The organism is Dyadobacter sp. 3J3 (assembly GCF_009801115.1).
Lineage (GTDB): Bacteria > Bacteroidota > Bacteroidia > Cytophagales > Spirosomataceae > Dyadobacter.
This window is the reverse complement of the sequence record NZ_VTOL01000010.1, coordinates 16,632-40,315: the sequence shown is the minus strand read 5'-3', so window position 1 is coordinate 40,315 and position 23,684 is coordinate 16,632. Positions and strand designations below refer to the sequence as shown.

At 39.0% G+C, this 23,684-nt stretch carries 21 protein-coding genes and 1 pseudogene; 9 read left to right on the top strand and 13 right to left on the bottom strand.

From position 1 onward, the window contains the following. Positions 1 to 2: 2 nt before the first annotated feature. Positions 3 to 335, top strand: a complete 333-nt coding sequence (gene trxA, locus FZF08_RS21195; RefSeq protein WP_159472941.1) for a thioredoxin — start codon at positions 3 to 5, stop codon at positions 333 to 335. A gap of 257 nt (positions 336 to 592) precedes the next feature. Here trxA and FZF08_RS21190 read toward each other — a convergent pair whose 3' ends face one another. The 8 genes from FZF08_RS21190 to FZF08_RS21155 all read right to left on the bottom strand — a co-directional run bounded on the left by FZF08_RS21190 (position 593) and on the right by FZF08_RS21155 (position 9,193). Continuing rightward, positions 593 to 1,408, bottom strand: coding sequence for a serine hydrolase (locus FZF08_RS21190; RefSeq protein ID WP_229216635.1), 816 nt, complete (start codon positions 1,406 to 1,408; stop codon positions 593 to 595). A 78-nt stretch (positions 1,409 to 1,486) separates the two neighbouring features. Further along, positions 1,487 to 2,362: an aldose 1-epimerase family protein gene (locus FZF08_RS21185; RefSeq protein WP_229216634.1), complete on the bottom strand. Its 876-nt coding sequence runs from the start codon at positions 2,360 to 2,362 to the stop codon at positions 1,487 to 1,489. A 55-nt stretch (positions 2,363 to 2,417) separates the two neighbouring features. Then, a complete protein-coding gene (locus FZF08_RS21180; RefSeq protein ID WP_159472935.1) occupies positions 2,418 to 3,629 on the bottom strand; it encodes an aspartate aminotransferase family protein in 1,212 nt (403 codons plus the stop codon). 81 nt (positions 3,630 to 3,710) lie between these two features. Then, on the bottom strand, positions 3,711 to 4,904 hold the full coding sequence (locus FZF08_RS21175; RefSeq protein ID WP_159472932.1) for a hypothetical protein: 1,194 nt from the start codon (positions 4,902 to 4,904) through the stop codon (positions 3,711 to 3,713). Positions 4,905 to 4,941: 37 nt separating this feature from the next. Then, on the bottom strand, positions 4,942 to 5,799 hold the full coding sequence (locus FZF08_RS21170; protein ID WP_159472929.1) for a type 1 glutamine amidotransferase: 858 nt from the start codon (positions 5,797 to 5,799) through the stop codon (positions 4,942 to 4,944). Between the two features lie 167 nt (positions 5,800 to 5,966). Then, complete coding sequence (locus FZF08_RS21165; protein ID WP_159472927.1) at positions 5,967 to 7,067, bottom strand: carboxylate-amine ligase; 1,101 nt, start codon at positions 7,065 to 7,067, stop codon at positions 5,967 to 5,969. 33 nt (positions 7,068 to 7,100) lie between these two features. Next, a complete protein-coding gene (locus tag FZF08_RS21160; protein WP_229216633.1) occupies positions 7,101 to 8,381 on the bottom strand; it encodes a RimK family alpha-L-glutamate ligase in 1,281 nt (426 codons plus the stop codon). Positions 8,382 to 8,485: 104 nt separating this feature from the next. Next, the gene (locus FZF08_RS21155) at positions 8,486 to 9,193 is read right to left on the bottom strand and encodes an esterase family protein (RefSeq protein ID WP_159472923.1); all 708 of its coding nucleotides are present in this window, start codon (positions 9,191 to 9,193) and stop codon (positions 8,486 to 8,488) included. Positions 9,194 to 9,469: 276 nt separating this feature from the next. Between FZF08_RS21155 and FZF08_RS32355 the strand changes: the two are divergent. Next, positions 9,470 to 9,754, top strand: a pseudogene (locus tag FZF08_RS32355) (carboxypeptidase-like regulatory domain-containing protein); the annotation flags it as partial. Here the strand turns inward: FZF08_RS32355 and FZF08_RS31845 are convergent. Then, entirely contained in the window at positions 9,712 to 9,936 is a 225-nt protein-coding gene (locus FZF08_RS31845) for a hypothetical protein (RefSeq protein WP_229216632.1), read from the bottom strand. The pseudogene FZF08_RS32355 and the gene FZF08_RS31845 overlap by 43 nt on opposite strands. A gap of 162 nt (positions 9,937 to 10,098) precedes the next feature. Between FZF08_RS31845 and FZF08_RS31840 the strand changes: the two genes are divergently transcribed. Both FZF08_RS31840 and FZF08_RS21140 read left to right on the top strand, forming a co-directional pair. Next, a complete protein-coding gene (locus FZF08_RS31840) occupies positions 10,099 to 10,614 on the top strand; it encodes a hypothetical protein (RefSeq protein ID WP_229216631.1) in 516 nt (171 codons plus the stop codon). Between the two features lie 98 nt (positions 10,615 to 10,712). Then, positions 10,713 to 11,504, top strand: coding sequence for an esterase family protein (locus FZF08_RS21140; RefSeq protein ID WP_159472915.1), 792 nt, complete (start codon positions 10,713 to 10,715; stop codon positions 11,502 to 11,504). Positions 11,505 to 11,531: 27 nt separating this feature from the next. On the opposite strand, the gene FZF08_RS21135 is transcribed toward FZF08_RS21140, so the two are convergent. Further along, positions 11,532 to 12,551, bottom strand: coding sequence for an acyl-CoA reductase (locus FZF08_RS21135; protein WP_200837146.1), 1,020 nt, complete (start codon positions 12,549 to 12,551; stop codon positions 11,532 to 11,534). Positions 12,552 to 12,683: 132 nt separating this feature from the next. Here FZF08_RS21135 and FZF08_RS21130 point away from each other — a divergent pair, with 132 nt between their 5' ends. From FZF08_RS21130 to FZF08_RS21120, 3 genes are all read left to right on the top strand, one after another. Further along, positions 12,684 to 13,031, top strand: coding sequence for a 4Fe-4S binding protein (locus FZF08_RS21130; RefSeq protein ID WP_159472912.1), 348 nt, complete (start codon positions 12,684 to 12,686; stop codon positions 13,029 to 13,031). A 347-nt stretch (positions 13,032 to 13,378) separates the two neighbouring features. After that, on the top strand, positions 13,379 to 14,617 hold the full coding sequence (locus FZF08_RS21125) for a porin (protein WP_229216630.1): 1,239 nt from the start codon (positions 13,379 to 13,381) through the stop codon (positions 14,615 to 14,617). A gap of 43 nt (positions 14,618 to 14,660) precedes the next feature. Continuing rightward, entirely contained in the window at positions 14,661 to 15,980 is a 1,320-nt protein-coding gene (locus FZF08_RS21120; RefSeq protein ID WP_159472908.1) for an ammonium transporter, read from the top strand. Between the two features lie 160 nt (positions 15,981 to 16,140). Here FZF08_RS21120 and mtaB read toward each other — a convergent pair whose 3' ends face one another. Together mtaB and FZF08_RS21110 are read right to left on the bottom strand one after the other, a co-directional pair. After that, the gene (mtaB, locus tag FZF08_RS21115) at positions 16,141 to 17,469 is read right to left on the bottom strand and encodes a tRNA (N(6)-L-threonylcarbamoyladenosine(37)-C(2))-methylthiotransferase MtaB (protein WP_159472905.1); all 1,329 of its coding nucleotides are present in this window, start codon (positions 17,467 to 17,469) and stop codon (positions 16,141 to 16,143) included. A 39-nt stretch (positions 17,470 to 17,508) separates the two neighbouring features. After that, a complete protein-coding gene (locus FZF08_RS21110) occupies positions 17,509 to 19,347 on the bottom strand; it encodes an LTA synthase family protein (RefSeq protein WP_159472902.1) in 1,839 nt (612 codons plus the stop codon). A 156-nt stretch (positions 19,348 to 19,503) separates the two neighbouring features. Here FZF08_RS21110 and FZF08_RS21105 point away from each other — a divergent pair, with 156 nt between their 5' ends. Next, entirely contained in the window at positions 19,504 to 21,690 is a 2,187-nt protein-coding gene (locus FZF08_RS21105) for a glutamine synthetase III (protein ID WP_159472899.1), read from the top strand. 42 nt (positions 21,691 to 21,732) lie between these two features. After that, a complete protein-coding gene (locus FZF08_RS21100; protein ID WP_159472896.1) occupies positions 21,733 to 22,284 on the top strand; it encodes a hypothetical protein in 552 nt (183 codons plus the stop codon). Between the two features lie 76 nt (positions 22,285 to 22,360). Here the strand turns inward: FZF08_RS21100 and FZF08_RS21095 are convergent, their stop codons facing one another. After that, a complete protein-coding gene (locus tag FZF08_RS21095) occupies positions 22,361 to 23,371 on the bottom strand; it encodes a glutamine synthetase beta-grasp domain-containing protein (RefSeq protein ID WP_159472893.1) in 1,011 nt (336 codons plus the stop codon). Positions 23,372 to 23,684 lie beyond the last annotated feature (313 nt).

The following is a 23,684-nucleotide window of genomic DNA, read 5'->3' as shown; positions in this document are numbered from 1 at the left end:
ACATGGGAAAAGCACTTGAAATTACCGATAGCACTTTTGAAGAACTTATTCAGGGCGATCAGCCTGTACTTGTTGATTTCTGGGCAGAGTGGTGTGGTCCTTGTAAAATGATCGGACCGGTTGTTGAGCAATTGGCAGGCGAATATGAAGGAAAAGCTGTTATTGGTAAAATGGATGTAGATATGAATTCTGCAATTCCTGCTAAATTCGGTATCCGCAGCATCCCTACTTTAATGATCTTCAAAAATGGTCAGTTGGTAGATAAAGTTGTAGGTGTAGTACCTAAAACTACTTTGGAAGATAAATTAAATGCTCAAATTACAGCAACTGTTTAATATTAACAGTTTCAGGATTTATATAAAAAAGGCTCCATCAGGGGCCTTTTTTATTGAACATATAAATTATTTTGAGTGTACCTGATCCACATTTCTTAGGGATTAGATGTTTAAAGAAATAGGTCTCGATTAACCAAATTAACTGCATCGCAGTCTCCTCCTATTATCTCAGCAGAAGGAGGCCTCTATGGAGCCAATGTTTATACTTAACCTCTCTCTTCTATAAGCGGGAGGCTCTGCTGCCATAGCGGAAGCACTTATTTCAAATTCAAATAAATCATCTCGGAAATTCCTGCCAGCATTTTCCTGTTAGCCGCTTCACTTTCCCAGTCTCTGGACAAAATTACCAGTATATATTTTCTCCCGTCCGGAAGGAAAACAATTCCGCTATCGTGTTGGATATTTGGAAGCCCACCTGTTTTGTGAGCTACTTTCACATCTTTTGGAAGATTTCCGGGTATAACGTCATTGAATTTTTGATCCAGTAAAATCTTGATCATGGCGTCGCAAGCTTTCTGATTTACAATCTTGCCAAGGGCCATTTTTTCAAAAAGTAATCGCAAATCGTAAGCATTCGTCGTGTTATTCAATCCTTTCTGAAAAGCTTTTGCATCTTCAACGCCACGAAGAATCAAAATATCTTTGGCACCAAGATCACGCATGGTTTGCGTTACATTTTTAGCACCAACAAGATCAATTACCATATTCGTAGCAAAATTGCTGCTGACGATAATCATCTCGTAAACCAGATCTTTGATGGCTCGTTTCTCTCCGATATGCCTGTAAAGAATATGATCACTATCCTGAATGGAATCCTGACTGTACAAACTTCCATCCACAATACTTTTGAATTCATTTTTGATCGTAATCGAATCCGTTAGTTTAAACTTGCCCTGGGAAGCCTGCTTGAAAACTTCGATCATGACTGGCATTTTCATTGTACTTGCCGCATGAAAAGTTTCGTGCTCGTTGATTCCAAACTCTTCGCCAGTTTTAAGATCCTTAAAAGCAATAGCATAAGATCCTTTATGTTTTGCTAATTCTTCTGAAATTTTCTGCTTTAAATCTTCCATTTTTAATTTCGACTGCCCGAAAACAGAGAAAATTGACAAACAAAATAAAGCGATAGTAAAGCATACTTGTTTCATAGATTATTCTTGAATTTCGATGGAATATGATGCATTAAAAGTTCCTTTGGCAGCCAGATTGAGTATGCCTTCCTTGGTTTCAAAATTGTGGTCACTGGCAGCATTATCGGCGATTCCGAGCCAGGGCTCAATACAAACAAACTTTGCATTTGGTTTTGCCCAAATTCCCAGATAAGGGAATCCTGTATAATCCACATGGACGGATTGCGGTGATTTCCTGCTTTTTAAACTTACGCTTGTCGAATTCAGATCCTTGAATATCAGCGCGTCGTTATCAAACATATCTGATTTTAACGGCAGGATATTTGAATTCTCAATGACCGGTTTTGTAGTTTTTCCAACCAGACCGTCCTTTTCCAAAAGCCAGGTTGCTGCATTTTCCGTTTTCTCAAATTCAAGGTAATAATCTTCATATTCTTCACCTTCATTGACTGGACATTTAAAAGCAGGATGTCCGCCGAGAGAAAAAAGCATAGTATCGTCTCCATGATTTATGATCTTGTGACTTACGGTAACCCTATTGCCGTCAAGCGAAAAAGTGATCAGAAACTCAAATTCGTATGGATAGATAAGCAATGTTTTTTCGCTGTATTTTAAACCATAGGTAAGGCTGTTTTCAGTTTGCTCAACGAGTTTGACGTTTGGGTTATTTCTAACAAAACCGTGTCTGGGTACTTTATATTGCTGTCCCTTAATCAAAACATAACCATCTTTAATGGCGCCAATAACCGGAAAAAGTACGGGTGCATAACTGCTCCAAATGTCCGGATTTGCATCCCACATATATTCCTTTCCTGAAATTTTGGAATGGATTTCACAAAGCTCTGCACCAAGTTCATTGACGCCAATTCTAAGAATATCGTTTTCTATCTTAGCCATGATCTAATTTAAAGTTTATTAATCAGTAAAATAAATTTGGTTGGTAATGTCTAATTTATTCTTCCAATACCTCTATTATCACTGCGCATCCTTCTCGGATTTGCTCTTCTGTGATAATCAGCGGAGGCGCAAGGCGCATGGAATTATCACAAAAAAGAAACCAGTCGGTAATTACGCCTTTTGAGATACAAGCGTCAATGGTTTTCTTTAAAATTTCAAAGGAATCCATTTCAGCCGCCAGCATTAAGCCTCTTCCTCTGACTTCTTTAATTTTTGGATGAATTAGCAAGGATTTGAAAAGCTCTCCTTTTGCTTTAGATTTTTCAGCAAGATTTTCTTTTAAAGTTACCTGAAGCGCTGCAAGAGATGCGGCAGAACTTACCGGATGCCCGCCAAAAGTTGTAATATGTCCCAGAACCGGATTATTTTTAAAAACGCTCATAATTTCTTGAGAAGCCATAAAAGCACCGATAGGCATTCCGCCTCCCATACCTTTTGCACTTAAAAGTACATCAGGATAAATGTTATATTGCTCAAATGCCCAGAAAGAACCTGTGCGCCCAAAACCTGTTTGCACTTCGTCAAGAATTAGCAAAGCACCAGTATCCGTACATCTTTTGCGTAGCGCTTTGATATACTCCAAAGACGGTACACGAACGCCGGATTCTCCTCCGATTATTTCAATTATAACCGCAGCCGTTTTGGTTGTGATAAATTGCAAATCCTCAATAACACCATGTTCAATATTTCTGATTCCGGGTAATAAGGGACGGAAATTCCGTTTGAAAGATTCTGCTCCCGAAAGGCTTAATGCCCCCTGGGTAGAACCGTGATATGCGTTGTAGCATGAAATAAATTCAACCCGTCCGGTATAACGCTTTGCGAGTTTCATCGCACCTTCCACCGCTTCTGTTCCGGAATTGGTAAAATATACATTATCTATTTTGCCAAAAGGAGAGGGGTTTTCTGATTCAATATTTAAAGTGTCTGTCAATGCTTTTGCAAGCTGAACTTGTGTGCTTTGTACAAACTCACCGTAAACCAGCAAATGCATATGCTTGTCCAGCTGCTCGTGCAAAGCAGATAAAACTTCCGGATGTCTGTGGCCAACATTACTTACTCCAATACCCGAAATAAGGTCTAAATAACGTTTTCCATCTGTTCCATACATATACACGCCATCTGCTTTTTCAATTTCGAGGGCAAGCGGAAAGTCGGATGTTTGGGCAATATGATCAAAAAAATGTTGACGATGTGAAATGTGCATTTAATACTTATTATACTTTTTTTATTATCTGTATTAATTTTAAATACTTAGCTTATTATATTTTTTGAAAAATAAGATTACTTATTTTTCAAAAAAACAAGCTGTCCCGCCCACCCAGGTGAAATCTTTGTTGAACCGGACGCCAATCATTTCTCCACGACTTAGTCGGCTAAGGCTCGTTAACAATTGTGGTTTGGCTTCATTATCCGGCCAGCCGTACATCATTCTTACCTCACATTTCACAAGTCCGTCGGGTGCCTGTACAACGGGTTCGTAAACAACTTTTCTTTGCAAAATGTAATTTTCAGGATCATTGATCTCATTTAACATTTCCTTATTTACATGAAGCTTAACCCCGGTTCCTGCAAAAGAAAAGAGCGGTTTCAAGACATAATTTTCAAGATCAGCAGGGAAATTATTTTCATAGTCAGCCAGAAACCGGGTTTCCGGGATATACTCGCCTTTTAGAAAAGGCATTGTAAATTTGCTGATTCTGAAAAACCAGTTCGGGTGACCGACCCAATCCACATCCACATCATCGGTAAAGTGGTAGCTCGTTTCCAGATCTGGATAGTTTTTCAGGTCATCAAAAATCAATCGGTTGTAAACCCTTTTAATCTGGATCTTTTGTCCGTCTTTATCATAGAAAAGATTCCGTCCTTCTTTGATCAATTTCGTATAACAAACTGCTTTCACACCCAATAGTTTTTCTGTCAAAGCAAAATCAACTCTTGTTTTTTGTTTTTCGGGAAATATTTCGAGCAGAATTACATTCTCTGGATTTTCTTCACCAACCATCAGTTTTTTTAAATCTTCGATATAGCTTTCAAAGTTTTCAGAGCCGAAAGAATATTGAAAATTCTCCGGGATTGGAAAATATTTTTTGAATGTTTCTGACAGATAACCCTGGTAAGTATAAAGTGAAGCAAATCCTTGTAGCTCAATTAATTTTGGTACCAATGTGCCATTTTCGTCTTTACAAACAGCAAAGTCGATAGCGATGAACGAGGTATGTCCATTTTCATTTGGGACATTTTGGTCAGCAGGAATAGCGCGATCCGTTTTTGATTTAAAATCATCAGAAACAATTGTTTCAATGATTTCGTCACAAGCTTCAATCAATTTATTTTTTAAATCTTTTGGAATGAAAACGGGCGTTTCAGCCACACGAAAATCAAGTTGATCCGGATAATCTGTTTGAATTTTATTTGTAAGCTGCTGGTATTTTTCCTCAGAAAATGACTGGTTAAATTGTTTCCGTGCTTCCTGATGCATATTTTCCTGAATTTACTTTGTTGATTGAATTACTCCATTATTTGACAATAACAGCCAAACTTTCTGGCTCCTGAATTTTGTCAAATGCTATTTTTAAAAACGTTGGAATAATGGTAGCTTCCGTCATTCTGATTTTATCAGGATCGTTCAAATGCTCGATCATATCATTATATTTCGCTTCTCCGTGATTTTCAATAATACTTTTTTTCTTGTCTTCTCGTAAAAAATATCTCAGCATTCCTTCCGAATCTGCTTCCGGATGAAATTGAGTACCTACGATTTCTTTTGAAAAACGTATCGCCATAATCGCACGCTCCAAAGTTACGTGAGGACGGATTTTTTCAAGACAAATTATCTTTGCTCCCATATTATCTATCACCTGCTGGTCTGGCTGAATAACCTGAAAATCTCTGGAATCAACAATCCAGAAAGGGTCATTAAGCGGATTTAGTAAGGGGTCTTTCCTCCCCCAGGAAGTTTTATGGACAGGAAATGTTCCAAAGGAAGTTTTTCTTCTTTTACCAACCGTCCCAATTTGCCAGTGAATACTTGCCACCTGGAAGGAGTGACAAATCAGGAAAAGATGTTTTTTGATACGGTTGTGGCGACTGGCATTGAATGCAGTCAACTGATCAAGAAAGCGGAAAAATTTACGCTCCCAGGCTTCGCCGGAAGGTGCCGGATTTCCTGGTCCGCCTGATGAAATGTAGGCGTCAAAATCCATTCCGGGTATTTCCAGTTTCTGACGCACATCAAAAATTTCATAGCTCAGATTCAATGATTCTTTTTCTCCAAACTCGGTGACGATTTTTTTAATACAACGCATCCCCTCATTTACAAAGCCGTTATTCATATCCAGAATTGCAATTCTGAACTGTCTCTTATCGTTGTTCATTTTTTAGATAGGGCCCAAAGCTGATAGATAATTTTGGTACTCCGTTTTGTTATTGTCTTATTTCAAAACGTAAATTTCCTCATTTGATTCAACAAAAAGAAGAATTCCCTTAGTAAGTACTAAAAAGAATTCTTCTCTCAAACAATTATTACCCGGAATGTAACCTGTTAATAAATTCCAATTTTGGTTTCGGAAACAATATAATCGACCACAGCATTCATATCATTTGTTTTTTCAAAAACAGCAAGTTGCCTGTCTGCTCCTGTACCCATTTCCAGAATTTGGTGAATGTATTCGATCTCTTTTCTGCTTCCCAGCTCGTCAATGACATCGTCAATAAATTCCAGTAATTCTACGACAAGCAATTTATATTCGACTTCTTCCTGTTTGCCAAAATCAATCAGTTTTCCGCTGATCCCGTATCGCGCTGCACGCCATTTATTTTCGTTGATCAGCATGCGGTGGTAAGGCCGGAAACTTAGATTTTGGCGGTGAAGTTTGTGTATTTTGGCCACAAGCGCCTGCATTATTGCAGCCAGACAAATGGTTTCATCCGTCCGCATCGGTACATCGCACATTCGGAATTCGATTGTATTGAAAAAAGGATGAAGCCTGATGTCCCACCAGATTTTCTTTCCGTTGTCTATACATTTCGTCTTGACCAACAGGTTGATATATTCATCATATTCTGCTGCGCTTGAAAAATAATCAGGGATACCCGTTCTTGGGAATTTATCAAAAACCTTTGATCGATATGATTTGAACCCAGTATTCCGGCCACACCAAAATGGCGAGTTCGTGGATAATGCATAAATATGGGGCAAGAAATACCTTACCGCATTCATGATTTCAATTCCCTCGTTGCGGTTCTCAATTCCCACATGAACATGTAAACCAAAAATCAAATTCCCCCGGGCGACATCCCGCATCTCGTCAATAATCTCGTCATAGCGAGGATCGGGCGTAATCAGTTGTTCCACCCAGTCCGCAAAAGGATGTGTTCCGGCTGCTCCAACTTGCAAATTCTGCTTGGCAGCCAAATCCAGGATCATTTTTCGCAGATAAGTAACTTCTTCTCTCGCCTCCTGGATATTATGACAAATATTGGTACCTACTTCCACCACCGCCTGGTGCATTTCAGCCTTAACACGTTCCTGAAGCGTTATTTTTCCATCCTCAACAAGTTTGGACATGTGGGAACGCAGATTTCTGGTAACAGGGTCAATCGTTTGAAATTCTTCTTCAATTCCGAGTGTGAAAGTTGCCATATTTTGATGCTGAGGTTAATATTATATTGGCCGCTATTTCTTTTTTGTCGTTTTGGTGCCTGCTTTCTTGGGAACTTCTGCTGTTTCCGCTTTTGGAGCCGCAGCTTTTTTTGGAGCAGTTTTGGCTGCTGGTTTAGCAGGGGTGGTTTCTTTAACCTCCGCTTTTTCAGAAGGTTTAGGCACAATTTTCCTTTTTGGAATTTCTTCGAAAGCTACGGGTGCAGGTGCTTTTTCTTTCACAACCGCAGCTGGTGCCGGAGTTTCGGAAGTTTCATTTTTAGGAGAGGATTCCTTTTTTAATTTCACTGCTTTTGCAACAACCACTTCTGCATCTTTCGGCGCAGGGTCCGGGGCTGGCAGGGCAGCACCAATAGAATCTTTGATAAATGTTCCCCAGGTCAAATTTGTCTGACCGGTTTTATGATTTTTCGCTCTTTCAATCGCCATATTCGCTGCGGCTTCCACAACCCATTCAAAGTTGTCGTTTCCAACAGAGTAAATATCCGCATCCGGTGCAGGGTTACAGAAATCAATAGCAATAGGAATTCCGTCACGTACCGCAAATTCTACCGTATTGAAATCATATCCTAATGCAATATTCAATTTCAATGTATATTCTTTAATTGTTGCGAGAAGTTTTTCAGCTTCTTCACCTTTCGCTTTCATTTCGGAAGCATAGCGCAGGTGATGCGGATTTCTTGGCTCGTATGGCATGATCAGCACATCTTTTTGACCAATACAATAGCAGCGGAAATAATCCTCAAACTGAATTTCTTCCTGCAACATCATGATTAGTTGTCCCGTTTCCTCATGTTTTCTCCACATATCATGCGGGTCATTTACCTGATAAACGCTTTTCCAGCCACCGCCATCGTGTGGTTTCATATAAGCGGGGAATCCTATGTATTGAAACATTTCTTCCCAGGCCAATGGAAATTTCAAATTCCGGAAGGAGGTTTCGGACGTATCCGTTGGTCTCTCCTTTGAAGGAATCAAAACTGTTTTTGGAACAGGAACACCAATCTTTTCGGCCAATGCATTGTTGAAGAACTTTTCATCCGCACTCCACCAAAAAGGATTATTTATTACAGCGGTTCCGCTTAAAGCAGCATTTTTAAGATAAGCTCTGTAAAAAGGAACATCCTGAGAAATCCGGTCAATAATTACAGCATATTCCGTAGGATCAGCCTGTACAACTTTTTCGATCGTCACTGCTTCCGCGATAATACCTTTTTCATGTTTACTGTTGACACGATCTATAAATGCCTGTGGAAAGGTGTTTTCCATTCCAAAGAGTATCCCAATTTTTTTCATAATAATTGTTGATAATGAGTTTGATTATTAAATAGGGTCTATTTTTTGAAAATTTTGCCCCCTTTTTTTCGAATACCAAAATGGTGCCAAAGAGACAAATTAAGTCACATGATTCTGTTTAAATAATCCGGAAACATTTGGTTCCAAAGTGGCCAGTCATGTTTTTCCCACCCCCGGATATCAAGCCAATGGTCAATTCCCATTGAGCTGAGGATGTTCGACATTTTTATATTGCTATTCAGGCAAATATCCCAGTCGGAAGTACCCAGCACGATTTTCATGTGATTATAACGCCAGCTTTGTTCATTTGGCATAAAATCTACTGGATTGCTGAAATAAACGTTGTCGTCATAAAAGCCGTCCATAAAATTTCGTATGTCAAAAGCTCCGCTCATACTGACCATATATGCTACCGAATCAGGGTGGCGAAATGCAAAATTAGCCGCGTGAAAACCACCGAAACTACAACCTGCCACACCAATTTTTTCTACATGGCATTCATTCCTAATGTAAGGAACAAGCTCATTTGTAAGAAATTTATCATACTGAATGTGATTTAAAACACGTGCTTCCGGATTTAGATGTTTGGCATACCACGAATCTGCATCCACGGAGTCAATACAATAAATTTTATATTTTCCGGAATCAACGAGGCCACGGACAGACTCAATAAGTCCCATATCTTTTGCCTGATAATAACGTCCGAGCGTTGTAGGAAAAACTAAGATCGGATAGCCCCAACTTCCGTACACCAGCATCTCGATATCACGTCCGAGATGGTGCGAGTAATATTTAATGTGCTTTTCCTCCAATGTGAACAGATTTATTGTTGATTTTGAAATATACAAAACATATAATAAGAAGCAAATAAGTGAAAGTTGAAAAAAATTAAGGGTTTTGATTTTAAAAGCTAGATTTCACTAATTGCAAGATGAACTGGTAAAGCGTAAAAGTGATTTATTTTGAATAGAAAAAGCTGCGAGACGCACTTAAGGAATTGAGAATCTTTCATTATAATTTTAAAAATAAAAGTAATAGCGTATTTTGTAAAGTAAAAATAATTTTGGTTTCAGTTGTTACACACGAATATGTTGGCCATGAAAATTTTCTGTTTGTATGCCATGCTACTTTTCATTTTTTTTTCTTCCGTTGCTCTCGCACAGAAGAAGGCTTATAATGGCCGTGTAATTGACGAAAAAACTAATGAGCCGCTGGAATTTGTGTCGGTTTATATTACAAATACAACGATTGGCACGATAACTAATGAAAAAGGTGGTTTTTCCCTGATGCTGGACCCCGGGAATTATGAGGTGGTTGTATCAATGGTGGGTTATGGGCCTATTGTACATCCGATAGAAATTAAAAGCCAGGAATCTGCAATGGCTCCTACATTATTCAAAATTGCGCAGAAATCATATGTGCTGGATACCGTTTCTGTTCTGGCCAAACGTGATGCGTCATGGTATTCCAACTTGCGATCGTTTAAAGAATATTTTCTTGGGAAAAGTTCGATGGCGCAAAAATGTAAGCTGCTTAATCCTGATGCGCTGATCACAGTATTTGATATTGAAAAACAAACACTGACGGTTACCGCTAAAGAGCCCCTGTTGATTGAAAATCCCGAGCTGGGGTACAAAATTAAATTTTTGCTCATTGCTTTTGTAATGAATAAAGAGGCCAGGTATTCAAGTTATCTGGGTTATCCGCATTTTGAAGCATGCATGGTAATGAAGCGAAAAGGAAGGAATGGGCGGAAAAACGTCTGGAGACATTTCGGGGATCCACCATGCATTTCGTACGTTCGTTGCGGGATCAAAAGTTGCAGCAGGAAGGATTCCGTGTTACCAGGCCGGTGGAAGGTTTTAGTGTTTCTGCTGCGGGAGTTTCGGCAGATGGAAAGCCAAAATTTACTCAGTCGACGCAATATGAAGATGTTTCAAACAGTGAATATCTTTCTTTTCCGGACAACAAGGCAAAACTGGAATTCAAGGGAAATTTACACATCACATATTTGCGTGAAATGGAAGATCTTGAGTATGTTTATTCCACAACCTCTACCGATATAAGAAAAGCTTCTTATCAGACTTCGCTAATCTCGTTGAGAGATTCCAGCGTTTTTTTACAAGAAAACGGAAGTTTTGACAAACCACTAGGTATCACGTTTCAGGGCTATTGGAGTTGGGATAAAGTGGGAGACATGCTTCCTTATGATTATTATCCAAAGTCAGAATAATTTTGATCTTTCTTTTATTAAAAGTCTGTATCTGTTACCTTGCCGTTTTACCGTTTTTCCAGTTTATTTTGATTTCATCAGATTCCCGGCTTTTTAGTATGGAGCAAAGCATCTTTTCTTTGTTTCTTCATCGTGAAGTTCTCATTTCCGTAATACTTCCTGTACATTACAATGAAGCTGAACGATATCCGCTACTATTGATTAACGACGGACAGGATTTTGACGCACTAAGGATGAATCCTATTCTTACTGACTTGCAAATTAATGGATTAATCGAGTCCATAATTGTGGTAGGTATCCATGCCGGAACGGACCGTCTGCATGAATATGGCACAGTTTGTATGCCCGACTATGCACATCGGGGAAGCAAGGCGGGCGCAACTACTAATTTTGTACTTAAAGAATTATTGCCGTTTTTAAATAAATATTATCAGATTGAAGGAGAAAATATATGTTATGCCGGATTTTCGCTTGGTGGATTAATGGCGTTGGACATGGTTTTGAACCATCCTGATATTTTTTCAAAAACCGGGGTATTTTCGGGAGCTTTATGGTGGAGGCAAAAGGCTTTGGGTGCTGGATACAGAGATTCAGATAGAATCATGCACCAACAAATCAGAAATTCTACAACAAAATCTGATTTGAAATTCTGGTTTCAGACCGGTACCAATGATGAGACAGATGACCGAGACGATGATGGAATTATTGATTCGATCCAGGATACGCTGGAATGCATTGCTGAGCTTGAACGAAAAGGATTTGTTTGGGGAAAAGATATTGCTTATTGTGAAACCCTGGGAGGAGAACATAATCCTGAAACCTGGGCTCACGCCATGCCGGATTTTCTTATTTGGGCATTTGGTAAAAATATCCATGAAAAGCAGGATTGATGTTCTTTGCTTCTCATGGATGCTATTTTACAAAGAAGTTAAAAAAGCCATCGTATCAACAGAATCTGCATAATCCGAAAGTTCCGGTTCCTGTGTATGTCCAAATGGAACGGCGTTAAAGATGTTATTTTTGTCACCTACAATACATTGGATTTTATCCGAATTCTCTTCAAGATACCCTTTCATAGATTCCAAATTGTCATAGGTTTCATAATGAACAACACTAATAGGAGATACCATAGCCGGACTTTCAGTCAGCATTAAAAATCCATTATCGTAATGCAGAGTTCGGTTTACGAGTAAAATTGATTTGTTGTATTCATAGTTATTAAAGTATTTGTGATGATTAAGACACAGTTGATCAAAAGATTGGATCGATTCGAAAAACTTGGTAAAATCATATCCTTCGGGAACATATAATTTCGAAACATTCCTGCATCCAAGCCCGAAATATTGTAAAATATCCTTACCCAGCGCATGCAGCTCCTCTTCACTTTCGTTGCCACTAATCACAGCAATGGAAGTCCTGTTCTTCCTGATTATATTCGGTTTTTTTGAAAAATAATAATGGAAATACCTTGCTGTATTATCGCTTCCCGTGGCAATGTAGGCATCGGAATCATTTAGTCTTTCTACAAAAAATATGTAGTCGGCAAAGGCAGGCTCAATCTCGATCAGTTTTTCCAGCAGCGCAGGAATCAGGATAGGGTCATCTGAACTGGGTTTTGCCAATAATTTATGACCGCTTATCAATACGCACAAAATATCATGAAAGCCAACAGCCGGGATATTGCCGGCCATGATCACCCCAATTTTCTGAGAAGTGACAGGTTCAGGATACTGGCCAACCCAGGCTGCAAGATTCTCTTCAGATAAGAAATGCGTAGCGATTGCATTTAAAGATCCAAGTACGTTAACTGGCGTAAACCAGTTATTTTTTCTATTGGCACCAATGGCCAATTCCTGAAGATAATCTCCGTTTTGAGGGTCTCTCAAAAAATTTCCTAATTGAATAAAGGCATTTATGCGTTGAATTCTTGATATCATTCCAGGTAAACTAAAAATAATTAAATTTGTAAATCTGTTTTTATTTTTCTGATTGCCGGGAAACTTTAAATAGTTATATTTGTTAGTCTATTAGGGCGAAAAATAGGAACAAATATAAACAATCCGGCGACTATGGCTATAATGATAACCGATGAATGCATAAATTGTGGGGCGTGCGAGCCAGAGTGCCCCAACACGGCTATTTATGAAGGAGGTGTAGAATGGACTTGGGGAGATGGTACGAGTTTGGACGAGGTAGATTTTGGAGACGGCACCGTTATAAGCGGTAAAGAAAAACAATCACCTGTTTCTGGCGAATTCTATTATATAGTAACAGATAAATGTACCGAGTGCGTAGGCTTTCATGAAGAACCGCAATGCGCTGCCGTTTGTCCGGTAGATTGTTGCGTGCCAGATCCTGAAAATGAAGAAGAACAAGAAACTTTACTGGCTAAAAAAGCTTGGATGCATGGTGAATAATCCATAATCAAATCTTAACGCTTTAAAAGACCCACTGATCAGTGGGTCTTTTTTTGTGCCTCGTTTTCTTTAATGGTAAAATAATAATAAAATTTCTTAATTAATGAGCGGTGTGTTATTTAATAAAATTTTGTAATACTATGCAAATACAGAATAAATTAAAATTTATTAAAAAATATGTTTTAGGTTAAATATGGTTTAATATTAATAAAAAAGAGTACAAAAAGATGAAAATTTGTATTTTCATGATAAAAAATGACTATAATATTTGATAAATATAATTTTAGTACAATATTTGGTACGTAAATAATCAGTGAAACTATTAAATACGTAAACAGAAGAAAATTATGAAAAAGGTCTATTGCACAGTATTATCTTTAATGATCCCTTTTTTGGGTTTTAGTAAGTCAGGGTTGGGAGAAGAAAAAAAAACCAAAACAACAGAAACTACCAAAATTGAAGAGGTAAAAGAAGAAGGTGAAGAAGGTAAAGGATCTTTTGCGTTTTCTGGTTATTTGGATTCCTATTACATGGCTAATTTCAACAAGCCAGCTTCACGTTCAAATCTTGGTCAGGCAAATGCCCGTGTATTCGATATTAAATCGGGTGAGTTTCAATTAGGTTTGGTTCAGGCAAAAGCAGTTTATACAAATTCAAAATCTGAGGCAGTTGTTGACTTGACTTTTGGTCCTAATGCAAACCTTGGTAACTATGGCAACTTTCCGTTCAGTACCGCACTTGCTATTAAACAAGCTTACTTTACATACAAGTTTACGGATAAGTTCTCTATGACAGCGGGGCAATTCGGGACACATATCGGATATGAAGTAATTGATGCGCCTGCAAACTTTAACTACTCACTTTCAAACTTATTCAACAACGGGCCATTTTATCATACGGGTGTTAAGGCAACTTATGCTTTTACTGACAAAGTCTCTTTAATGGCTGGTGTAGTTAACAACGTAGATGGTCTGGGAGACAACAACCGCAAAAAAGGTATTATAGCTCAGTTATTCATTTCTCCTGTTACGGGCTGGAACGTTTATCTGAACGCAATCAATAGTAACGAAGCAAATCCGGGTGCTGACGGAGATTCTCCAAAAGCACATTATCGTGTATTTGACGTAACTTCCAGTTACCAGATTACCCCAAAATTCCTGGTTGGGGTTAATGCCGCGCTTGGCTCTCAAAAAGGTGATTATCAAGGAACAGGCGGACCAGTAGATTCAAAATCATGGGGTGGTGCAGCAATTTATTCTAATGTAGCCATTACTGATAACTTCGCAATTGGTGCGCGTTATGAATATTTTGATAACGATAACGGTGTAAGAGCTTTACTTGCATTCCCAAATGGAAAAGGAACAGTTGAAAGTCCAATATCAGGTATTGGAACTCATGTAAATTCTGTAACTTTAACAGGTAACATCGGTCTGGCAGACGGACACATTCTTATCAAACCTGAATTCCGTCTTGATGCTTATCCAAAAGCGGGCGGTACCAAAAAGGAACAATTTGAAGACTCTGATGGAAATTACACAAAAAGCAGCCAGACAACATTTGGAATCGCTTTTATATATAAATTTTAATTCACCTTCTTAAATCAAAAACAATCGAAATCTCTACAAAACAATGGAAAAACGTAATTATTTACCACTGATTATTTTACTGGTAATTGCGCTGCTGGGGGCCTTTGTTCCTAGTGTGCCTACCAAAATTGTCACTGAGGGCTTAAATTCGGGCGATATCGCCTGGATGTTGGTATCATCCGCACTGGTACTGTTAATGACTCCCGGTTTAGCTTACTTCTATGGAGGAATGGTTAATAACAAAAATGTTATTTCTACCATGCTTCAAAGCTTCATCGCCATGGGTGTTATTAGCGTTCTTTGGGTTGTAGTTGGTTTCAGTCTTGCTTTTGGAGATGACATTGGAGGATTTATCGGTAACCCAACCACTCACTTTATGTTTAAAGGCGTGTTGGATGGTCCTGCTTTCGGAACAATTCCTTTCGCTTTGTTTGCGATGTTCCAAATGAAATTCGCTGTCATTACACCTGCTCTTATCACAGGTTCTATGGCTGAGCGTGTTAATTTTCGCTCGTATGTACTTTTCATGATCTTGTTCTGTGTGTTCGTTTACGCTCCGCTTTGCCACATGACATGGCATGCAGATGGTATCCTGTTCAAAATGGGTGTTCTTGACTTTGCAGGTGGAACAGTAGTTCACATGTCCGCTGGCTGGGCTGCTTTGGCTGGTGCGATGTACCTGAAAAGACGTAAATCTGTACTTGAATCACACGTATTGCCTCCTGCAAATATTCCTTACGTTCTTTTGGGAACTGGTTTGCTTTGGTTTGGATGGTTCGGTTTCAACGCCGGTTCTGCTCTGACTGCTTCTCCTTTGGCTGTTTCCGCTTTCGCTGCTACTAATACGGCTGCCGGTGCTGCTGGTTTGGCCTGGGTATTGTTTGATGTTGCAAGAGGTAAAAAAGTTTCTGCTCTTGGATTCTGTATTGGTGCGGTAGTAGGTCTCGTAGCTATCACACCTGCTGCTGGTTTCGTAACAGTTCCTTCGTCTATCTTCATCGGTTCCGTTGCTGCATGTATCAGTAACTACGTTGCTCACCTTCGTACACGCTCGACTTTGGATGATACACTTGACGTATTCCCTTGCCATGGTGTAGGTGGAATGGTTGGTATGTTGATGACCGGTATTTTCGCAACAAGCGCAGTGAACCCATTGGTAACTGATCAAGGTCTTGCTTTTGGAGAAACTACACTTTTCATCAATCACGTAATTGCTTTGGTAGGTGTATCTGTATTTGCTTTCGGAGGATCATTCCTTCTTTTGAAAATCACAGATCTTATCTTGCCGCTACGTGTATCTGAAACTGACGAAAAAGTTGGTTTGGATATCAGTCAGCATGATGAGTTCCTTGTAGAAGCATAAGAATTCAAAATATAACAAAAGCGACCGGCAGAATATTCTGCCGGTCGCTTTTGTTATATAACGTTTTGTGAAATAATCTAAAATTAAAAGCAGTAACCTGGAACCGGATCTAAATATGGAACTTGTTAACAGCTAACAGCTAATAGCTAACAGCTAACTGCTAATGCGCAGGTTCGTAGTTCTCGGATTCCATTACCTCCATAAGTCCCGATTCGTTAACATTAACGTACTGAATTTCCTTGGTTTCATTGATTAGAAGGGGATCATATTTCACCGCTACACGAATGTAGTTTTCGGTAAAGCCCAGCATTTGTCCGTTTTGTATTTCATCTTCAAACAAAACGGTGCCGGTTTTGCCAATCTGGGATTCATAAAAATGTCTCTTTTTCTTTTCGGAAAGTATATGAAGCATTTTAGATCGTTCAGCTCTTTCAGATTTTGGAACTACGGGTTTAATTGTAAGCGCCAAAGTATTTTCTCTTTCCGAATAGGTGAAAACGTGTAGGTAAGAAATATCCAGTTCATTCAGGAACTGATAGCTTTCCAGAAACAATTCATGTGTTTCACCAGGATGCCCCACAATCACATCAACACCGATACAGCAGTCGGGCATTAATGATTTTATTTTCGCTACTCTTTCAACATACAATTCTCTGCGATATCTACGGCGCATAAGCGACAAAACCTTGTTTGAACCGGATTGCAAAGGAATATGGAAATGAGGGACAAAACGTTTCGACTGAGCTACAAATTCAATCACTTCGTCTGTCAGTAAATTAGGTTCGATGGAAGAAATCCTGAATCTTGCTATTCCCTCCACTTCATCCAGCGCTTTGATCAGATCCAGAAAAGTTTCTTTTTTCTCACCATTCTGAATACCAAAATCTCCGATATTCACACCAGTAAGCACAATTTCCTTGACGTCTCTTGCTGCAATATCGTTGGCAGCTTTAACAATATTCGCTATTGTATCTGAACGACTTTTGCCACGGGCAAGTGGAATGGTGCAATAGGCGCAAGGGTAGTCACAGCCATCCTGCACTTTCAGGAAAGTACGGGTACGGTCATTAAGTGAATAAGATGTGTGATATTCCACTGCATCTTCAATAGGAGAAGCAAGAATTTTGGCAGTTTGATTAACTGGTTCCTTTTCAAAAGTATCCAGTAATTCAACTAGGCGAAATTTTTCGGCTGCACCTAAAACCGCATCAACACCTGGAATTTCAGCAATTTCGGCAGGTTTTAATTGCGCATAACAGCCAATGATGGCGACATACCCATCTGCATTTATTTTTTGTGCTTCGCGAACGATTTTACGGCATTTCTTATCCGCATTTTCAGTCACAGAACATGTATTGATGATAAATATATCCGGCTTATCGTTGAACTCAACTTTGTAGTAACCCTTGTCTTCAAACATTCTCGCGATCGAAGAACTTTCAGAGTAATTCAGTTTACAACCCAGCGTATAAAAAGCGACTTTTTTCATAGTAATGACAATAAGAGTGCAAAATTACACTTTTTCCGCTTAACGCTTCAAATAATCGCCAAAAGAAGCTTGTAAATAGGATTTTCCGTAGTCAACTTCGGCAGGTTTAAGATTTCCTGATTTCTCGGTAATGTTTCCTCCAATATTATCTCTCACAATAAATCCGTTAGGTCGCATCCAGCCAAAACCATTCATAAAGGCGAAATAAGCAAATGGAGTACGGTTTTTCATGAAAATATCATTGCTCCAGTGGAAAGTTTTTGACGGGAAATTTAGCTGATTAAGTAAAGTGGCAGCCAAATCTGTCTGTGAGCACAATGAGTCAACGGTGATATTCTTTTTTTTCAAAACACCGCCAAGCCATAACATGGGAATGTGAAACTCATTTGGTTTGGTCGCTGGTTTTTCCGGCAAAGGATGTCCATGATCTGCCAAAATGACTATTAGCGTGTTATTCCACCAGGGTTTAGTTTTGGCTTTTCTGATAAATTCACCAATGGACGCATCCGAATAATGATGTGCATTTAGAAATAAATGTTCCTGGTCGCTTCCCGGAATTACTGTTTTTACCGGAACTTCAAAAGGTTCATGACTGCTCAGCGTAAAAAGTGTTGAGAAAAATGGCTGCTTTTTTTGATCAAGATCAGACAAGAATTTGTTTAGAACCACGTGATCGTGAGCGCCCCATTTCGAATTCATATCCTCTTCGTCGAATGCATTTTTGTCAACAATCGTATTAAATCCCTGTTGTATAAAATATGTTTTCATATTGGCAAACTCAGTTTCACCACCATAATAAAAGGATGTATTATAACCGAAATCTCTAAATTCTCTGGGAAGCGAAGGGAGCGAAACTGTTTTGTTTGGTATTTTTATAATAGATGTAGTCGGTTGTGCGGGATATCCGCTGAGAACGGCCACCATACCTTTGTCACTTCGGTTTCCACTAGCATACATATTAGTAAAAAGAATTCCGTCTTTTGTAAGTGCATCAAATTGTGGCGTGATGCCAGGAACTCCATTCAGTTTTTCAACGATTTTGGCCGTGAAACTTTCCCAGATAATAATGATGACGTTCACGGGCGCATGCGTGGTATCAATTAATTGTTCATGCTCTTTTTCATTATGATACAAGGACTTCACGATTGCCTTTGCTTTATCCTCTGGGAAATAGTTGAAAGGATTTTTTTTGTTAAATCCTTCATTAAGTAACGAGCGGCTAAAATTCCAGGGAACATTTACCGCCGCATAATTGGCAAAACTCCGGTTGGAAAAATACACTGCACTTTCGTTCATAGGTGCAAGCTGGAAACCACCCCGAATTGGAACAATCAATGCAGCAGCCAGAAAAATGAAAAGTAAAGCGGTGAAAATTGGCGATGATCGGGAGAAATATGGAATCGTCCTTTTTTGAACGGTTAATAAAATTTTGATTACCAGAAAAAGGAGCAAAATCAGTAGTACCAAAAGCGGAAAAACGGGAGCAGCACCCATGGAAGCAAAAGCCTCTTTTGGTGTTTTTAAATAGATCAATGAGGTGGCATCAATCCGAAAACCCCAGGCACGAAACAATTCCAGGTCAAAAACGGTAAGCAAAACCATTAAAACCGCGACGATTGCGCTATACCATTGCAGGAAATTTTGATACCATTTCCATTTTATGCTGCTTGCTGCTAAGAGAAGTGTAGGTATCATCAGAATATAACCTGAAAAAGAAATGTCCATTCTCAATCCGTGCAAAGCACTTTGGACAAGCAAGGCGCCGCCGAGATCAACCGACTTTTTGAAATGATAAACAAAAAAAATGATACGGAAGAGTTGAAAGAATAATATCCAGCTCAACCCGTAAAGGGCAAGAAATTGAATTCTTTTCAGCATGTTAGGGGAATAAAATGCAAAAATCTAAAAAATATCTTGAATTTGACTCTTGTTGTAACTTATAAAATGAAAAATCAGAAAAATTCATGCAGTTTTGGTGCTTAGTATTCCGAAATAAATAATTTTGGCAAGAAATTCTATTAATTCACCATACTTATGACCTTTCGTTCCAAAGCGTTTGAGATTGCCTTAGGCCGTGTTGCACCTATATTAACGCCCCCTACCGAGAAGGTTGCTGACCTATATGGAAGTAACACGTTCAGCGATGATGTGATGAGAACATTACTCTCCAATGAAGCTTATATCAAAATTTCAAACGCAATCCGTTCAGGATCGACCATTGACAGAGAAGTTGCGGAGGAAGTTTCCGCGGCGATGAAATCATGGGCGATTTCCAAAGGAGCAACGCATTATACACACTGGTTTCAGCCATTAACGGGCAGTACAGCTGAAAAGCACGATTCTTTTTTCGATCTAACTATTGACGGAAAAGCCGTTGAGAAATTCAAGGGAAGTGCATTAGTACAGCAGGAACCTGACGCTTCGTCGTTTCCAAGCGGCGGGCTACGCGCTACTTTTGAAGCACGGGGATATACCGGCTGGGATCCAAGTTCTCCCGCTTTTTTAATGGATAATGGGGCAGGAGGAAAAACTTTATGTATTCCGTCCGTCTTTATTTCTTACACCGGTGAAGCGCTGGATTACAAAGCGCCGTTGCTCAGGTCGCTGGTAATGCTGGATAAAGCTGCGACTTCGGTGTGTCAGTTTTTTAACCGGGATGTTGATAAGGTTACGCCAACCCTTGGTATTGAACAGGAATATTTTCTGGTAGATAAAGCATTATATTACGCCCGTCCGGATTTGTTGATGACCGGAAGAACGGTATTTGGACATAGTCCTGCACGTGGCCAGCAATTGGACGATCACTATTTTGGATCGATTTCGCCGCGGGTTAATGCCTTTATGGTTGATTTCGAATTTGAAGCATTAAAACTTGGAATTCCTGTTCGCACCCGACATAATGAAGTAGCACCGGGGCAATTTGAATGTGCCCCAACTTTTGAAGAAGTTAACCTTGCCATTGATCATAATGCTTTGCTGATGGATCTGATGCAGAAAATTGGTGAGAAGCACAACTTCCAGGTTTTGTTTCATGAAAAACCTTTTGCAGGAATAAACGGTAGTGGGAAACATAATAACTGGTCGCTGTCGACGGACACAGGAATTAATCTTCTGGCCCCAACGACGAAACCAAAGGAAAATCTTCGGTTTCTAACCTTTTTGCTTAATGTGGTAAAAGCGGTACATGATCATGCGGATTTGTTGCGTGCTTCTATTTCATCCGCAGGAAATGAACATCGTTTGGGGGCAAATGAAGCTCCGCCATCAATAGTTTCTGTATTTTTGGGTGGGGAATTGACCAATATGCTGGAAGAGCTTGTCAATAAGGGAGAAATTACGTTGGAAAAAGGTGAAAATTTTTATTACAAGCTGGGTATTACCAGAATACCTAATTTGCAACGCGATAATACAGACCGGAACAGAACATCACCTTTCTGTTTTACAGGAAATAAATTTGAGTATCGGGCCGTTGGAAGCGCGTTAAACAGTGCGTCGCCAATGATCGTTTTGAATACGATTGTCGCTAATCAGCTGACTGAGTTCAAGAGAGAAATGGACGAAAGGCTTAATGCGGGAGAAGAAAAGAAAGTGGCTACCGTGACAATTTTGAAAAGATATTTTAAAGAATCGAAAAAAATCCTTTTTGAAGGAAACGGTTATTCAGAGGAATGGGTTGAAGAGGCTAAGAGAAGAGGATTGAGTAATATTAGTGCCACTTATGATGCACTCTATGCCTATGTAACGGAAAGTACGATTAAAGCATTTGAAAAAATGGGTGTCCTTTCTTCAAGAGAGTTACATGCCCGTTATGAAATTGAACTTGAAAATTATGTTAAAAAATTACAGATAGAATCAAGGGTTATAAGTGACCTGGCACTGAATCACGTCGTATCAACAGTCGTTAAATATCAGTTTAAACTGGCACAAACTGCGAGAGCCCTGACAGATCTGGACATGTTGGACGAAGCAGAACCAATCAAGGAAATTATCAAGGATATTTCTTCACATGTGGTGGTTATCAAAAGATTGGTTCACGAAATGACGGATAGCAGGAAGACGGCCAATAATATGGAGGATTTGTTTGATAGGGCTCGCTTTTATGGGTCGACAGTTAAAGGATATTTTGATGAAATCAGATATCATGTTGATAAATTGGAGTTGCTTATCGACGATGAAGACTGGCCGCTTGCCAAATACAGGGAAATGCTATTTTTAGAATAATTATCTTTATCATTGCTTTAAAATAATAATCAAAATAAAACTATGAATCCGGGATTCGATCCAGAAGAAATTGCACAGCTTAAACGGGAATGTAAAGCTGAACGATTGAACTTTGTATATGTGACAGACGAGTTCGAAGACGAAGAAGAAGAAAATAATGAACATGCCCACGTTCAATTTGTAGGTTTTTACAAAGATAAAGAAGTGGTTTATGATTTGTTAATTTATACTTTAAGACTTCATCATTCAACATTGGTGTATGACGAGGCTTTGGAAAGATTAAAAGTTCAAATGCCTGATTATATTTCTCCTGATGAAAGAGGAGAGAATGATGTTGTGGATTTCGATAAAGATGAAGAAGCTGAAATTTTGCTTACTGAATTTATTGAAGAAATTGAAGAAAATGAGGAAATTTCGGTTCGTGAACATGTTGAAGTTGACGATAAATTTGAATATGGAATAGGCCTGGAAGTTGGTTTGAACAAAACAGAAATTAATGAAAAAGTCATCAACGATTTCATTATCCGTTACAACTCAGGACGCCTTCAGCTTGATCCAAATGTGTATTCTTTTTCAACTGAGGATGAAGAATAATTTTTTCTGAATGCAATAACAACAAAAAAACCACCTTATGGTGGTTTTTTTGTTGTTATTCTTAAATAACTATTTTCTAAACAGCTCCTTTAACAGTCTTGATAATACGAGCAGCTACTTTATAAGGATCAGCAGCTGAATTTGGGCGACGATCTTCAAGGTATCCGCTCCATCCTTTTTGAGGAACAAGAACTGGGATACGGATAGATGCGCCACGGTCAGAAACACCGTAGCTGAAATCATGAATACTAGCAGTTTCATGTTTTCCAGTCAAACGAAGATGGTTATCAGCACCGTAGACTTCGATATGTTCTTTAACAACAGGGCGGAAAGCTTCGCAAACTTTGTCGAAAGTTTCTTTGCTGCCCGCAGTTCTCAATACACCGTTTGAGAAATTGGCGTGCATTCCGCTTCCGTTCCAGTCAAGAGCCCCAAGTGGTTTTGGATGCCAGTTGATAGAAACACCATATTTTTCACCGATACGTTCCAAAAGATAACGTCCCAACCAGATTTCATCTCCAGCTTGTTTTGCTCCTTTTGCGAACATTTGGAATTCCCACTGACCAGCCGCAACCTCTGCATTGATACCTTCAATGTTAAGACCTGCTTCTATACAAGCGTCAAGATGTTCCTCGATAATTTCACGTCCGTATGCATTTTGAGCACCAACTGAACAATAGTAAGGTCCTTGTGGTGCAGGGTAGCCATTTGAAGGAAATCCTAATGGCTTATTCGTTTCGATATCCCAAAGGAAATATTCCTGTTCAAAACCGAACCAGAAATCGTTGTCATCATCTTCAATCGTAGCTCTGCCATTTGAAACGTGGGGAGTTCCGTCAGCGTTAAGTACCTCGCACATAACAAGGTATCCGTCTTTACGTTGTGGATCCGGGATAAGATAAACAGGTTTCAATAGACAGTCAGAAGAACCTCCAGCTGCTTGCTCAGTAGATGAACCATCAAACGACCAATTGCTTAGATCTTCTAATTTACCACTAAAGTCGCTTTCAATTTTGGTTTTGCTGCGTAAACTTTGGGTTGGCTTATAGCCGTCCAGCCAAATGTATTCCAGCTTAGATTTTGACATAATAATACTAGATAAAGTGGTGACGAATTAATATTACGACACAATATTAATGCTAAATTGTATTTCTAAAAAATAAAATCTAACATATTTTAATCTAATACAGAATAAAATTGCGAGTATGGTAGTATTTTCAGTAAATAATGTACTTTTTCGATAAAATAAGCTAAGATTTAAAAATAAACCTTTCAAAACGCAATTGTGCATATATATCATAATTAGGGTTTATATTGATAAGTATTTTTGGGAAAATTGAAAAAATACAAAAAACAGGTTTTCGTAGACTTTTGACCCAATCTTGGATTATTCACTTTTT

What these genes read in the sequence shown, in the direction of transcription:
- FZF08_RS21190 (WP_229216635.1), bottom strand. Translation starts at nt 1,408, where the DNA reads ATGGAAGATTTAAAGCAGAAAATTTCAGAAGAATTAGCAAAACATAAA.
- FZF08_RS21160 (WP_229216633.1), bottom strand. Translation starts at nt 8,381, where the DNA reads ATGAAAAAAATTGGGATACTCTTTGGAATGGAAAACACCTTTCCACAG.
- FZF08_RS21175 (WP_159472932.1), bottom strand. Translation starts at nt 4,904, where the DNA reads ATGCATCAGGAAGCACGGAAACAATTTAACCAGTCATTTTCTGAGGAA.
- FZF08_RS21165 (WP_159472927.1), bottom strand. Translation starts at nt 7,067, where the DNA reads ATGGCAACTTTCACACTCGGAATTGAAGAAGAATTTCAAACGATTGAC.
- FZF08_RS21140 (WP_159472915.1), top strand. Translation starts at nt 10,713, where the DNA reads ATGGAGCAAAGCATCTTTTCTTTGTTTCTTCATCGTGAAGTTCTCATT.
- trxA (WP_159472941.1), top strand. Translation starts at nt 3, where the DNA reads ATGGGAAAAGCACTTGAAATTACCGATAGCACTTTTGAAGAACTTATT.
- FZF08_RS21135 (WP_200837146.1), bottom strand. Translation starts at nt 12,551, where the DNA reads ATGATATCAAGAATTCAACGCATAAATGCCTTTATTCAATTAGGAAAT.
- FZF08_RS21170 (WP_159472929.1), bottom strand. Translation starts at nt 5,799, where the DNA reads ATGAACAACGATAAGAGACAGTTCAGAATTGCAATTCTGGATATGAAT.
- FZF08_RS21105 (WP_159472899.1), top strand. Translation starts at nt 19,504, where the DNA reads ATGACCTTTCGTTCCAAAGCGTTTGAGATTGCCTTAGGCCGTGTTGCA.
- mtaB (WP_159472905.1), bottom strand. Translation starts at nt 17,469, where the DNA reads ATGAAAAAAGTCGCTTTTTATACGCTGGGTTGTAAACTGAATTACTCT.
- FZF08_RS21100 (WP_159472896.1), top strand. Translation starts at nt 21,733, where the DNA reads ATGAATCCGGGATTCGATCCAGAAGAAATTGCACAGCTTAAACGGGAA.
- FZF08_RS21125 (WP_229216630.1), top strand. Translation starts at nt 13,379, where the DNA reads ATGAAAAAGGTCTATTGCACAGTATTATCTTTAATGATCCCTTTTTTG.
- FZF08_RS21185 (WP_229216634.1), bottom strand. Translation starts at nt 2,362, where the DNA reads ATGGCTAAGATAGAAAACGATATTCTTAGAATTGGCGTCAATGAACTT.
- FZF08_RS21120 (WP_159472908.1), top strand. Translation starts at nt 14,661, where the DNA reads ATGGAAAAACGTAATTATTTACCACTGATTATTTTACTGGTAATTGCG.
- FZF08_RS21130 (WP_159472912.1), top strand. Translation starts at nt 12,684, where the DNA reads ATGGCTATAATGATAACCGATGAATGCATAAATTGTGGGGCGTGCGAG.
- FZF08_RS21095 (WP_159472893.1), bottom strand. Translation starts at nt 23,371, where the DNA reads ATGTCAAAATCTAAGCTGGAATACATTTGGCTGGACGGCTATAAGCCA.
- FZF08_RS21110 (WP_159472902.1), bottom strand. Translation starts at nt 19,347, where the DNA reads ATGCTGAAAAGAATTCAATTTCTTGCCCTTTACGGGTTGAGCTGGATA.
- FZF08_RS21180 (WP_159472935.1), bottom strand. Translation starts at nt 3,629, where the DNA reads ATGCACATTTCACATCGTCAACATTTTTTTGATCATATTGCCCAAACA.
- FZF08_RS31840 (WP_229216631.1), top strand. Translation starts at nt 10,099, where the DNA reads ATGCATGGTAATGAAGCGAAAAGGAAGGAATGGGCGGAAAAACGTCTG.